At 62.9% G+C, this 11,763-nt stretch carries 12 protein-coding genes; 10 read left to right on the top strand and 2 right to left on the bottom strand.

Annotation, left to right across the window (positions count from 1 at the left end; genetic code table 11):
• The first annotated feature begins 299 nt into the window (after positions 1-299).
• From QMK50_RS13080 to rsd, 7 genes are all read left to right on the top strand, one after another.
• Positions 300-1,046, top strand: coding sequence for a LytR/AlgR family response regulator transcription factor (locus QMK50_RS13080; protein WP_095164799.1), 747 nt, complete (start codon positions 300-302; stop codon positions 1,044-1,046).
• Between the two features lie 137 nt (positions 1,047-1,183).
• On the top strand, positions 1,184-2,125 hold the full coding sequence (hemC, locus tag QMK50_RS13075) for a hydroxymethylbilane synthase (RefSeq protein ID WP_159998546.1): 942 nt from the start codon (positions 1,184-1,186) through the stop codon (positions 2,123-2,125).
• Positions 2,122-2,886 carry a uroporphyrinogen-III synthase gene (locus QMK50_RS13070; protein ID WP_159998544.1) on the top strand — a complete coding sequence of 255 codons (765 nt, stop codon included), beginning with the start codon at positions 2,122-2,124 and terminating at the stop codon, positions 2,884-2,886. The genes hemC and QMK50_RS13070 overlap by 4 nt, the downstream gene beginning before the upstream one ends.
• A 16-nt stretch (positions 2,887-2,902) precedes the next feature.
• On the top strand, positions 2,903-4,042 hold the full coding sequence (locus QMK50_RS13065; RefSeq protein ID WP_320333253.1) for a uroporphyrinogen-III C-methyltransferase: 1,140 nt from the start codon (positions 2,903-2,905) through the stop codon (positions 4,040-4,042).
• Entirely contained in the window at positions 4,039-5,277 is a 1,239-nt protein-coding gene (locus QMK50_RS13060) for a heme biosynthesis protein HemY (RefSeq protein ID WP_320333252.1), read from the top strand. The genes QMK50_RS13065 and QMK50_RS13060 overlap by 4 nt, the downstream gene beginning before the upstream one ends.
• Positions 5,278-5,510: 233 nt before the next feature.
• Positions 5,511-6,062 carry a disulfide bond formation protein B gene (locus tag QMK50_RS13055; RefSeq protein ID WP_159998538.1) on the top strand — a complete coding sequence of 184 codons (552 nt, stop codon included), beginning with the start codon at positions 5,511-5,513 and terminating at the stop codon, positions 6,060-6,062.
• 177 nt (positions 6,063-6,239) lie between these two features.
• Positions 6,240-6,698, top strand: a complete 459-nt coding sequence (rsd, locus tag QMK50_RS13050) for a sigma D regulator (protein WP_095164787.1) — start codon at positions 6,240-6,242, stop codon at positions 6,696-6,698.
• Between the two features lie 67 nt (positions 6,699-6,765).
• Here the strand turns inward: rsd and QMK50_RS13045 are convergent, their stop codons facing one another.
• Positions 6,766-7,431, bottom strand: coding sequence for an FKBP-type peptidyl-prolyl cis-trans isomerase (locus QMK50_RS13045; protein ID WP_320333251.1), 666 nt, complete (start codon positions 7,429-7,431; stop codon positions 6,766-6,768).
• A gap of 192 nt (positions 7,432-7,623) precedes the next feature.
• Here QMK50_RS13045 and QMK50_RS13040 point away from each other — a divergent pair, with 192 nt between their 5' ends.
• Entirely contained in the window at positions 7,624-8,658 is a 1,035-nt protein-coding gene (locus tag QMK50_RS13040; RefSeq protein ID WP_320333250.1) for an AlgP family protein, read from the top strand.
• Here QMK50_RS13040 and QMK50_RS13035 read toward each other — a convergent pair.
• Positions 8,655-9,119, bottom strand: coding sequence for a TIGR02444 family protein (locus tag QMK50_RS13035; protein WP_320333249.1), 465 nt, complete (start codon positions 9,117-9,119; stop codon positions 8,655-8,657). The genes QMK50_RS13040 and QMK50_RS13035 overlap by 4 nt on opposite strands.
• Before the next feature lie 50 nt (positions 9,120-9,169).
• On the opposite strand from QMK50_RS13035, the gene QMK50_RS13030 reads away from it, so the two are divergent.
• Together QMK50_RS13030 and QMK50_RS13025 are read left to right on the top strand one after the other, a co-directional pair.
• Positions 9,170-11,080, top strand: a complete 1,911-nt coding sequence (locus QMK50_RS13030) for an ATP-binding cassette domain-containing protein (RefSeq protein WP_159998529.1) — start codon at positions 9,170-9,172, stop codon at positions 11,078-11,080.
• Positions 11,080-11,661: a mechanosensitive ion channel family protein gene (locus QMK50_RS13025; protein WP_095081887.1), complete on the top strand. Its 582-nt coding sequence runs from the start codon at positions 11,080-11,082 to the stop codon at positions 11,659-11,661. The genes QMK50_RS13030 and QMK50_RS13025 overlap by 1 nt, the downstream gene beginning before the upstream one ends.
• Positions 11,662-11,763: the final 102 nt, after the last annotated feature.

The following is an 11,763-nucleotide window of genomic DNA, read 5'->3' as shown; positions in this document are numbered from 1 at the left end:
TGGCACGGCGAGCGTCTACAGTTGCACGTTAGGAGCCGCGCGAACGATACGCGCAGGGCTCAGACGCCAGGCCGAAAACCAACGAGCGGGGTGTTCATATTGGCTACCAACATTCCCTGCGGTGATGCCTGGCCAGGACTGATTTCGAACGCGTCTGCACCGGCACCGATAAATATTGCTGTCCGACGTGCGGCACTTTTTGGCGCTCGCGCTAGTCTTAGCGTGGATCGCGGTGACGGATGTCACTTCACCTGTCTACGCTATCCTTGTGCGAGACTCACGCAGGAATCCAGCGCAATATGAATGTCCTGATCGTTGATGACGAACCCCTAGCCCGCGAGCGCCTGAGCCGTATGGTCGGCGAACTCGAGGGATACAGTGTCCTGGAGCCCAGCGCCACCAATGGCGATGAGGCGTTGACCCTGATCGACAGCCTGAAACCTGACATCGTGCTGCTCGATATCCGTATGCCCGGCCTGGACGGGCTGCAAGTCGCTGCCCGCTTGTGCGAGCGTGAAACGCCACCAGCGGTGGTGTTCTGCGCAGCCCAGGATGAATTTGCCATTGAGGCCCTGCAAGCCAGCGCAGTGGGTTACCTGGTCAAGCCGGTGCGTTCGGAGCAACTGCTCGAAGCCCTGAAAAAGGCCGAGCGGCCCAACCGGGTGCAGCTCGCGGCACTGACCCGCCCAGCGGCCGAAAGCGGCAGCGGGCCACGCAGTCATATCAGCGCCCGCACCCGCAAAGGCATCGAGCTGATTCCGCTGGGGCAAGTGGTCTATTTCATTGCCGACCACAAATACGTGACCTTGCGCCACGAAGGCGGCGAAGTGCTGCTGGATGAACCCCTCAAGGCCCTCGAAGACGAATTTGGCGACCGTTTCGTGCGCATCCACCGCAATGCGCTGGTGGCCCGCGAGCGTATCGAGCGTCTGCAGCGTACGCCACTGGGGCATTTCCAGCTGTTTCTCAAAGGCCTCAACGGCGATGCGCTGATTGTCAGTCGGCGCCATGTAGCCGGTGTCCGCAAGATGATGCAACAGCTGTAGAACGCTGTCGGGCAACGATTACGCGGCCTTTTCGCGGGCAAGCGAGGCCAGGGAGGCCGCGCTGTTTCTGATACAAGTCAAAGCGAATTTGGCTGAGCTGTTATTATCCGCCGTATCTATTCAGTACGGATTGATCCATGTCCCCTCGCGAAATCCGCATCGCTACCCGCAAAAGTGCCCTGGCCTTGTGGCAGGCCGAATACGTCAAAGCTCGTCTGGAGCAGGCTCATCCCGGCCTGATCGTGACGCTCGTGCCCATGGTCAGTCGCGGCGACAAGCTGCTTGATTCGCCCCTGTCGAAGATCGGTGGCAAGGGCTTGTTCGTCAAGGAACTGGAAACCGCGCTGCTCGAAAACGAAGCCGACATTGCCGTGCACTCGATGAAAGACGTGCCCATGGACTTCCCCGAAGGCCTGGGCCTGTTCTGCATCTGTGAGCGCGAAGACCCGCGCGATGCCTTTGTCTCCAACACCTACGCCAGCCTCGACGCGTTGCCCCAGGGCAGTGTGGTCGGCACTTCGAGCCTGCGTCGCCAGGCGCAACTGCTGACCCGTCGTCCGGACCTGCAGATCCGCTTCCTGCGGGGCAACGTCAACACGCGCCTGGCCAAGCTGGATGCCGGCGAGTACGACGCGATCATCCTCGCCGCCGCGGGGCTGATTCGCCTGGGCTTCGAAGACCGCATCAGCGACTCGATCAGCGTCGACGACAGCCTGCCGGCCGGTGGCCAGGGCGCCGTGGGCATTGAATGCCGCAGCGCCGACAGCGAGATTCACGCGCTGCTGGCGCCTCTGCATCACCAGGACACTGCTACCCGGGTCACTGCCGAGCGCGCCCTGAACAAGCACCTCAATGGTGGTTGCCAAGTGCCGATCGCCTGTTACGCCGTGCTTGAAGGCGAACAGCTGTGGTTGCGTGGCCTGGTCGGCGATCCAAATGGTGGCCTGTTGCTCAGTGCCGAGGCCCGTGCGCCGCGCGCCGCTGCCGAGGCCTTGGGTGTGCAAGTGGCCGAAGACCTTCTGCGCCAGGGTGCCGATGACATTCTGAAAGCGGTCTACGGTGAGGCAGGTCACGAGTGACCGGCTGGCGCCTGCTGCTGACGCGTCCGGCAGAGGATTCGGCGGCACTGGCGAGCCTGCTGGCCGAACAGGGGATTTTCAGCAGCAGCTTGCCGCTTTTGGAAATGGCTCCCCTGGCATTGACTGACACAATGCGTGCGGTGATCGACGGTTTCGACCGTTACTGCGCGGTGATAGTGGTCAGCAAGCCGGCGGCCAAAATGGGCCTGGCCCTGCTCGAGCAACGCTGGTCGCCGTTACCACGCTTATCGTGGTTCAGCGTCGGCGCGGCGACGGCCCAGGTTCTGCAGGCACACGGCCTGGACGTCAGCTTTCCGCTGGAGGGCGATGACAGCGAAGCGTTGCTGCAGGTCAGGCAGTTGCGTGAGGCGATCGCGCAGCCCGCCGCGCGCGTGTTGATCCTGCGCGGCGAGGGTGGGCGCGAGCTGCTGGCTGAGCGTTTGCGCGAGCAAGGTGCTAGTGTCGATTACCTGGAGGTGTACCGGCGCGACTTGCCGCAGTACGCCGAGGCGGCCTTGCCGGAGCGGATTCAAGCGGAACGCTTGAACGGCCTGGTGGTCAGCAGTGGACAGGGTTTTGCGCACCTGCACCAAATGGCCGGTGATGCCTGGCCGGCGTTGGCGCAGTTGCCCTTGTTTGTGCCGAGCCCGCGTGTCGCCGAGATGGCACGGGCGGCAGGCGCCCGAACAGTTGTGGATTGTCGTGGTGCCAGTGCCACGGCCTTGCTAACGGCGTTGGGAGCAACCCGACCCGTTCTCTAATGCAAAGGATGGATACGTGAGCGAAACAGCCTTGCCTAAAGATGACGTCCAGCCCGCGCTCGAGGCGCCGGTTGAAACTGTGAACAGCCCAGAGCCACGCCGGGGTAACGGGCTGGCGATTCTGGCGTTGTTGGTGGGCGCCGCGGGCGTGGCCGTTGGCGGCTGGGGCGTCTGGCAGATGCGCAGCCTGCAGGTCAACACCCAGCAACAAGTGGCGCAATTGCAGGCACTGAGCGACCAGGCGCAAGGCCTCAAGCTCAATGAGCAACGCCTGACGACACGCCTGGAGCAATTGCCGGGCGCCGACGAACTGGACGCCCGGCAGCGCCTGGTCACCCAGTTGCAGGGCGACCAGCAGCGCTTGAACCAGCGATTGGAAACCGTGCTGGGGGCCAGTCGCAAGGACTGGCGCTTGGCCGAGGCCGAACATTTATTGCGCCTGGCCAGCCTGCGTTTATCCGCCCTTCAAGACATCAGCAGCGCCCGGGCATTGGTCCAGGGTGCTGACGAAATTCTTCGTGAGCAAAATGATCCCGGTGCCTTTGCGGCCCGCGAGCAGCTCGCCAAGAGCCTGGCAGCGTTGCGCAGCACCGAGCAGCCGGACCGCACCGGGTTGTTCCTGAAGCTGGGCGCCTTGCGTGACCAGATCGCCGAGCTCACCGAACTGGCGCCCGAGTACCACGACCGCGGCGACTCGCTGCTCGGCCTGACCGCCGATGGCGATGGGGCCAGTCGCTGGGCGCAGTGGTGGGATCAAGTCTCGCGCTACATCCGCATCGATTTTAATGCCGACAAAAACATCCGTCCGTTGCTTGCCGGCCAGAGCCTGACCCAAGTCCGCCTGGCCTTGAGCCTGGCGATCGAGCAGGCGCAATGGGCCGCGCTCAACGGTCAGGCGCCGGTCTACAGCCAGGCGCTGACCGAGGCACGGGATGTGCTCAAAGGCAGCTTCAATCAGGACAACCCGCAAAGCCAGGTGATGCTTGAACAGCTCAATGAGCTGAGCCAGCAGCCGGTCACGGTGCTGACCCCTGATCTGGCGACCACCTTGAGCGCGGTCCAGGGTTATCTGGAGCGGCGTAACGTGAATGCCGAGGAGTCGGTCAAACCTGCGGCCAAGGCCGCTGCGGGCGTCACGCCGGAGACCAGTCCATGAAACGTCTCTATGTGATTGTGTTCCTGGTGATCGCCGCCGCTGGCGCTTTGGGGCTGGCGATTGCCCAGCACTCTGGGTATGTACTGATCGCCTACAAGACCTTCCGTTATGAGTCGAGCCTGTGGGCGACCTTGCTGCTGGTCGCGCTGATCTGGCTGGTGCTGTGGGGGATCAAGGCCCTGGTCGAGTTGGTGGCGGTCTCCAGCGGTGTAGTCAACCCCTGGTCGAACCGCAACCGCAGTCGGCGGGTTCAGGTGGCGATCGAACACGGTCAGCTGGATCTCGCCGAAGGCCGCTGGGCGAGCGCCCAACGCCACCTGCAGCGGGCCGCCGAAGCCGAGCGCCAGCCGCTGCTCTACTACCTGGGGGCTGCCCGGGCCGCCAATGAGCTGGGGCGCTATGAAGAAAGCGACAACCTGCTGGAGCGCGCCCTGGAGCGCCAGCCCCAGGCCGAGTTGGCGATTGCCCTGAGCCACGCGCAATTGCAGACCGATCGTGGCGATACCGACGGCGCCCTGGCCACGCTGCTGGCCATGCACGAGCGTCATCCCCACAGTGTTCAAGTGCTGCGCCAATTGCAGCGCCTGCATCAGCAACGTGGCGATTGGTCCTCGGTGATCCGCCTGTTGCCCGAGCTGCGCAAGGACAAGGTCTTGCCGGCCAGTGAACTGGCTGAGCTGGAGCGGCGGGCCTGGGGTGAAAACCTGACCCTGGCGGCGCGCCAGGAAGAGGGTGGGGCCGTGGGCTTGCAATCGCTCAATCGCGCCTGGCAACAGCTGACTGCGGCCCAACGCCAGGAACCACAACTGGTGCTGGCCTATGCCGAGCAGTTGCGTCAGCTGGGCGCCGAGGTCGAAGCCGAAGAGGTCCTGCGGGCAGCCCTCAAACGTCAATACGACAGCCACCTGGCGCGCCTGTATGGGTTGTTGCGCGGCAGTGATCCGGCGCGCCAGTTGCAGACCGCCGAGGGTTGGCTGAAGCAGCACCCCGACGATCCGAGCCTGTTGCTGACTCTCGGCCGCCTGTGTCTGCAGACCAGCCTGTGGGGCAAGGCGCGAGACTATCTGGAGAGCAGCCTGCGTCTGCAGCGCAATCCGGAAGCCTGTGCCGAGCTGGCGCGGCTGTTGGCTCAATTGGGTGATACCGACCGCAGCAATCAACTCTTCCAGGAAGGGCTGGGGCTGCTGGATGAGCGCCTGCTGGCTTCACCGTTACCGGTTCCCGTTCGCGCGTAGGATGGGGTCAGGCAGGGCCGTCCAAAAGGGGCGGGCCTGCCGTGTCACGAAGGCCGGATTACACCTCGATCTTGGCGGTGTAGGCGCAGTCTTACAGTGGGCTACATGGGGTCTTGCTGCACCTGTTGGCGTTTCCCTACGTTCTTGTCGAAGTCTCCACGCCCCCCCCGCCTTGAAAGGCGTCAGCGCTTTCCTCTACCGTAATGACCTGTCCCTTCTTCTACGGATATGCCATGTCTTTGGCCTGCTCACGCTCCTTGTTCTTCATGGCGTTCCTTGCTGGCGCCATGGCCTTGGGCGCTTCGTATTATCTGGAGTACGCCATCGGGCTCGAGCCTTGTGGCCTGTGCATGCTGCAGCGGGTCTGTCTGCTGCTGTTCACGCTGGTCTGCATGAGTGCTGCTTTGCACGGCCCTCAGCGCCTGGGCAGCGTCGTGTACTGGCTGGCGGGCCTGACCTGTGCCGGCGCGGGCACGGCCATTGCGTGGCGCCAGGTGCTGTTGCAAAGTGACCCGGTCAAGCAATTGGTGGCCTGTGCGCCAGAAGCCCTGGGCTATTCACCCGACACTCCGTTGTTGTGCCTGCTCAAGCGAATGTTCGATGGCACTGTCGATTGTGCGCATATTTCCTGGTCGCTGTTCGGCCTGAGCATCGCCGAGTGGAGCTTGATGTTTTTTTTCGCGGTGCTGATTCTCGCCGCGTACCAAACCCTCCGCCTGGTCTGGTATGCCTGTCAGCGACCGTCCAGCGGCGAGTCGTCGCACCCGGGCTGGACAACGGATTAAACACTTGTATGAACTTTATCTCCTGCGTACCTTGAAGCAGTTGGCGTGCGAGCATAATCTGGCCCGCACGTGTCATTGGATTCATGTTGCTCGATGGTGCCTTGCCTGGCCGAACCTTGATCCTCAAGTCTTGCGGCCAGCGCGGGTGGCATTACCCAAAAGGGAAGAGAGATCACCATGCTCGAAAGTTGTCAGAATGCTCAGGAACGCTGGGGTGGAGTGCACCTGCTGATCGATCGCTGGTTGCAGGAGCGTCACGAGCTGGTTCGGGCCTATGATGCTCTCGGTGCCAAGCCCGAGGCGCTGGGCGACAATCGACAGCCTTTACAGGAGTTCTGCGGGGTCCTGGTCGACTACGTCTCTGCCGGCCATTTCGAGATCTACGAACAGCTCACCGGCGAGGCCAAGGCGTTTGGCGACAAGCGCGGTCTGGAGTTGGCTGAAACCCTCTACCCACGCATCGATGTCATCACTGAAAAGCTGCTGGCGTTCAATGATCTGTGCGATGCCGGCAAGTGTGTTGCCGAGAAGTTCAAGGAGCTGGGTGGCTTGCTCCACGAGCGCTTCGAACTGGAAGACTGCCTGATCGAAGTGCTGCACACCGCCCACAAGGAAGAGGCTCCGGCACAAGCCTGAACCTTGAGCGGTTGGTAACCTCCAAAACGGTGCGCATGGCGCGCCGTTTTGCGTTTTCGCGGATTGATCAGCCGGAGACGCCGAGCAGCTCCACTTCAAATACCAAGGGTGTAAACGGGGCGATCAGGTCTGCGGCGCCGTCGGCACCATAGGCCTGCGCCGAAGGAATCACCAGGCGCCATTTTGCCCCCACCGGCATTTGCTGCAGGGCGGTGCGCCAACCATGAATCACGCTGTCGAGACTGAACCATTGTGGCTGCTCGTTCTGATCGAACACCGTGCCGTCGGGTAGCCTGCCAACGTAGCGAACCTGGACCTTGCCATGGGGACCGGCCTTGGCGCCGCTGCCGGCAACTTGCTCGGTCAGCAGAATGCCGTCCGCCAGTTCGCGCACGCCCGGGCGGGACTTTTCGCTAGCCAGAAAACGCTGCTCCGTTTGCAGGGCAACTTCACTTTGCGGTACGCCTGGCTGCTCGCTCATCCGTGCTTCGTGCTCGGTCAGGATCCGCTCGATCTGCTGGTCGTCGAGCGCCAGCGGCTTGCCTTGATAGGCCTGTTGCAAACCTTCGATCAGTGCCTGGATCTGCAGGTCGGGAGCCTCCTGGCGCAGGCGTTCACCCAGGCTCGCACCGAGGCTGTAGGCGAGATCATGAGCCTCATCCCCAGGTTTTTTTTCAGCAGCCTGCGCCATTGAAAAAATCAGGCACAGGGGTAAAAAAAGCAGACGCGACATGAGCATTCTCCAGCGTGGAATGCGCAGGATTATGCCAGTGAGAATGTCTCGGTCGGTGAACTGCTTTGAGGTGCAGGCGGAACATTTTCAGTTCCGTGCAACCCACGGCAATCGATACTGTCAACATGCCCTAGCGGCGGTAGCAGCAGAGGTCTAGTATGAGCCGCACTCACGTCAGCCAGGAGGTAACCCATGTCGGCCAATAAGAAGCCTGTAAATACTCCGTTGCACTTACTCCAACAGCTTTCGGGCAGCCTGCTCGAACATTTGGAAAATGCTTGTTCACAAGCCTTGGCTGATGCTGAAAAACTGCTCGCCAAGCTGGAAAAGCAACGCGGAAAAGCTCAGGAAAAACTGCACAAATCGCGCACCAAATTGCAGGACGCTGCGGCGGCCGGCAAGTCCAAGGCACAGGCCAAGGCCAAGGGTGCGGTCAAGGAACTTGAAGACCTGCTCGACGCGCTCAAGGACCGTCAATCCGAGACGCGCAACTACATCCTCAATCTCAAACGCGATGCCCAGGAAAGCCTGAAACTGGCCCAGGGTGTAGGCCGGGTGAAAGAGGCCGTTGGCAAGGTCTTGACCCAGCGTTCGGCCAAGCCAGCACCGGCGGCAAAAAAAACTGCGGCCAAACCGGCAGCGACCAAGGCTCCAGCTAAAACTGTGGCCAAGCCTGCAGCCAAGACCCCGGCTAAAACTGCAGCCGCCAAACCAGCGGCCAAGCCAGTGGCAAAAACCGCTGCAGCCAAACCAGCGGCCAAGCCAGTGGCGAAAACTGCTGCGGCCAAACCAGCAGCCAAGCCAGTGGCAAAACCAGCCGCCGCCAAGCCTGCCGCGAAAACCGCCGCCGCAAAACCGGCCGCCAAGCCAGTAGCGAAAACCGCTGCCGCGAAACCGGCCGTCAAGCCAGCAGCCAAACCGGTTGCCGCTAAACCAGTGGTCAAGCCGGCTGCTAAACCAGCCGCCAAGCCTGCTGCCAAGGCACCTGCCAAGCCAGCAGCAAAACCTGCAACCAAGCCAGTAGCGGCCAAGCCCGCCGCCAAGCCTGCGGTGAAAAAGCCGGTGGCCGCGAAACCGGCTGCTGCCAAGCCTGCCACCGCTGCCGTGGCTGCCAAACCGGCGACCCCCACGCCAGCCGCTGCGCCAGCGTCAGCGCCGGTCGCAGTGACCAGCACCGCGCCAGCCGCCACCAACAGCACCACCAACACCCCGACCAGCGCTTCCTAAGCCGAGGTCAACGCGACGCGCAGCTGCTGCAGCGCGTCGCGATCAAGGTTGGCGGCGTCCGTCGCCAATCCTTCCAGCCACGCGGCCAAGTCGTTCGCTTGAGCTGCCGGCCAATCCTGTGCCGAACTTTCCAGACGCCCCAACAGTTTCCGCTCGGCTGCAAGCTCCAGTGCCTTGACCTGCGCGCGCAGAGTCGCGAGCTGTGGGTCAGCTGCCGCGGCAGTTTTCCATGACGTGCGCAATTGCCGGAGGGGCTCCACCACGTCGCGGGACCAGGGCAAGGCGACTTGCTGAAGGTCTAGAAGGCGTTGGCGGTTGCAGGCGACACCCCGTGCACCGAGCCAGGCCGCGCAGAGCAGCAGGCAGACATTGGCCCCGGCGCCTTGCAATCGCAGGCACGCGTCCTCCACGCCAGGTCGTGCATAGGTGTCGAGGGAAAAGCTCCACAGGTCAGAGGACATAGTGCTACTCGCGCTAGTTGCGAGCGAAGCTGGTAGACTCCGCCGCCATTATGATTCGACTTCAGAACCTGACTTTACAGCGTGGCCCGCAACGTCTGCTAGAAGACGCCGAGCTGACCCTGCACGCCGGCCACAAAGCCGGCCTCATCGGTGCCAACGGCGCCGGCAAATCGAGCCTGTTCGCCTTGATCCGGGGCGAGCTGCACCCGGATTCGGGTGACTGCTTCCTGCCGGCCGATTGGCGTATCGCCCACATGCGCCAGGAAATCGAGACGCTCGAACGCCTGGCGGTCGACTACGTGCTCGATGGCGACCTGCGCCTGCGCGAGGTCCAGCGCGACCTGGCGACAGCCGAAGCGGCCCATGATGGTGCCGCCCTGGCGCGCCTGCATTCGGAACTCGATAGCGCCGACGGCTATACCGCCGACGCCCGTGCGCGCAAATTGCTCGCCGGGTTGGGGTTCACCAACGAGCAGATGGACCGTCAGGTCGGAGATTTCTCCGGTGGCTGGCGGATGCGTCTGAACCTGGCGCAGGCATTGATGTGTCCATCGGACCTGTTGCTGCTCGATGAGCCGACCAACCACTTGGACCTCGACGCCATCATCTGGCTCGAAGAGTGGCTAAAGAGCTACCCCGGCACCCTGCTGCTGATTTCCCACGACCGTGACTTCCTCGATGCGGTGGTCGATCACGTGGCCCACGTCGATCAGCGCAAGATCACCCTGTACCGCGGTGGCTACACGGCGTTCGAACGGGCCCGTGCCGAACGTCTGGCGCAGCAGCAACAGGCCTACGAGAAGCAGCAGGCTCAGCGGGCGCACATGGAAAGCTACATCGCCCGTTTCAAGGCCCAGGCCACCAAGGCCCGCCAGGCCCAGAGCCGGATCAAGGCGCTGGAGCGGATGGAGGAGTTGTCCGCTGCCCACGTCGATTCGCCGTTCGACTTCGTGTTCCGCGAGTCGACAAAGATCTCCAGCCCACTGATCGACCTGTCCGACGCCCGCCTGGGGTATGGCGACAAGACCATCCTGGAGAAGGTCAAGCTGCAACTGACCCCCGGCGCCCGGATCGGCCTGCTCGGCCCCAACGGTGCGGGCAAGTCGACCCTGATCAAGAACCTAGCCGGTGAGCTCGAGCCGCTGGCAGGCCGCCTGACCCGTGGCGAGAACACGGTGGTGGGTTACTTTGCCCAGCACCAACTGGACTCGCTGGATGCCAAGGCCAGCCCGTTGCTGCACTTGCAGCGCCTGGCGCCGACCGAGCGTGAGCAGACCCTGCGCGATTTCCTCGGCGGCTTCGACTTCCGTGGTGCGCGGATCGACGAGCCGGTGCTGAACTTCTCCGGCGGCGAAAAAGCTCGCCTGGCGCTGGCCCTGATCGCCTGGGAGCGGCCGAACCTGCTGCTGCTCGACGAACCGACCAACCACCTGGACCTGGAAATGCGCCTGGCGCTGACCATGGCCCTGCAGGAATTCAGTGGTGCGGTACTGGTGGTCTCCCACGACCGTCACTTGCTCAAAAGCACCACCGACAACTTTTTCCTGGTGGCCGATGGCAAGGTCGAGGAGTTCGACGGCGACCTGGAAGACTACGCCCGCTGGCTGGTCGAGTATCGCCAGCGCAACGCGCCCGTGAGCAACACCCCGGTCAACCCGGACAAGACCGACAAGAAGGCCCAGCGCCAGGCAGCCGCGGCGTTGCGCCAGCAACTGGCACCGCACAAGCGCGAAGCCGACAAGCTGGAAGCCGAGTTGGGCAAGCTGCACGAGAAACTGGCCAAGGTCGACACCAGTCTGGGCGACAGCGATATCTACGAGCCGGCGCGCAAGAACGAATTGCGTGACCTGCTGGCCGAGCAGGCCAAATTGAAAGTCCGTGAAGCCGAGCTTGAAGAAGCCTGGATGCAAGCCCTGGAACTGCTGGAAGGCATGCAGGCGGAGCTGGAGGCGTTGTCGTGATGGAAGCCTTCAAGCTGCCATTGCCGGCCGTGTGGGTCGAGCCGATCTGGCTCGGCGTGCAGATCCTGCTGATCCTGTTGGCGGGTTACCTGACGCAGCGCTTCGTGGCGAAAGGCCTGACTCGTCTGGGTGAGCGTTACCCGTTTCCGCCGCAGTTGCTGATGCCGCTGCGCGGCGGCCTGCGCTGGCTGATCATGGGCAGTGCGCTGATCTTTGTCCTTGAGCGCCTGGGGGTTTCCGCTACGGTGCTGTGGACCGCGCTGTCTGGGTTTGTCGCGGTCGCCGCGGTGGCTTTCTTCGCCATGTGGAGTGTGCTGTCGAACCTGCTGTGCGCGATCCTGATCTTCACCGTCGGGCCGTTTCGCCTGGGGGATGTGGTCGAGTTGGTGGACACCACCGATAAGCCCGGCGTCAAGGGTCGAGTGGTGGCGATCAACCTGCTGTACACCACGTTGATCGAGGCCGAGGAACTGGGCACCGGTAGCGCCATGGTGCAAGTGCCCAACAGCCTGTTCTTCCAGCGCTCCGTGCGCCGCTGGCGCGGTAGCGACGTACTGCCTTCCAGTGGCTTTGAAAAATAGCCGACACGCTGGTCGGCAGCGGCCACTTCCTGCAAAAAATCGATAGTCATTCGCCGGCTGGCGCATTAGCTTAGACGCCTGACAAGAAGCTTGAGTCGAGGT

The organism is Pseudomonas sp. P5_152 (assembly GCF_033989915.1).
Classification (GTDB): Bacteria; Pseudomonadota; Gammaproteobacteria; order Pseudomonadales; family Pseudomonadaceae; genus Aquipseudomonas.
Note: the sequence above shows the minus strand (reverse complement) of the source record. Positions and strands in the feature narration are given on the sequence as shown.

What these genes read in the sequence shown, in the direction of transcription:
- QMK50_RS13080 (WP_095164799.1), top strand. Translation starts at nt 300, where the DNA reads ATGAATGTCCTGATCGTTGATGACGAACCCCTAGCCCGCGAGCGCCTG.
- hemC (WP_159998546.1), top strand. Translation starts at nt 1,184, where the DNA reads ATGTCCCCTCGCGAAATCCGCATCGCTACCCGCAAAAGTGCCCTGGCC.
- QMK50_RS13060 (WP_320333252.1), top strand. Translation starts at nt 4,039, where the DNA reads ATGAAACGTCTCTATGTGATTGTGTTCCTGGTGATCGCCGCCGCTGGC.
- QMK50_RS13055 (WP_159998538.1), top strand. Translation starts at nt 5,511, where the DNA reads ATGTCTTTGGCCTGCTCACGCTCCTTGTTCTTCATGGCGTTCCTTGCT.
- rsd (WP_095164787.1), top strand. Translation starts at nt 6,240, where the DNA reads ATGCTCGAAAGTTGTCAGAATGCTCAGGAACGCTGGGGTGGAGTGCAC.
- QMK50_RS13045 (WP_320333251.1), bottom strand. Translation starts at nt 7,431, where the DNA reads ATGTCGCGTCTGCTTTTTTTACCCCTGTGCCTGATTTTTTCAATGGCG.
- QMK50_RS13040 (WP_320333250.1), top strand. Translation starts at nt 7,624, where the DNA reads ATGTCGGCCAATAAGAAGCCTGTAAATACTCCGTTGCACTTACTCCAA.
- QMK50_RS13035 (WP_320333249.1), bottom strand. Translation starts at nt 9,119, where the DNA reads ATGTCCTCTGACCTGTGGAGCTTTTCCCTCGACACCTATGCACGACCT.
- QMK50_RS13030 (WP_159998529.1), top strand. Translation starts at nt 9,170, where the DNA reads ATGATTCGACTTCAGAACCTGACTTTACAGCGTGGCCCGCAACGTCTG.
- QMK50_RS13025 (WP_095081887.1), top strand. Translation starts at nt 11,080, where the DNA reads ATGGAAGCCTTCAAGCTGCCATTGCCGGCCGTGTGGGTCGAGCCGATC.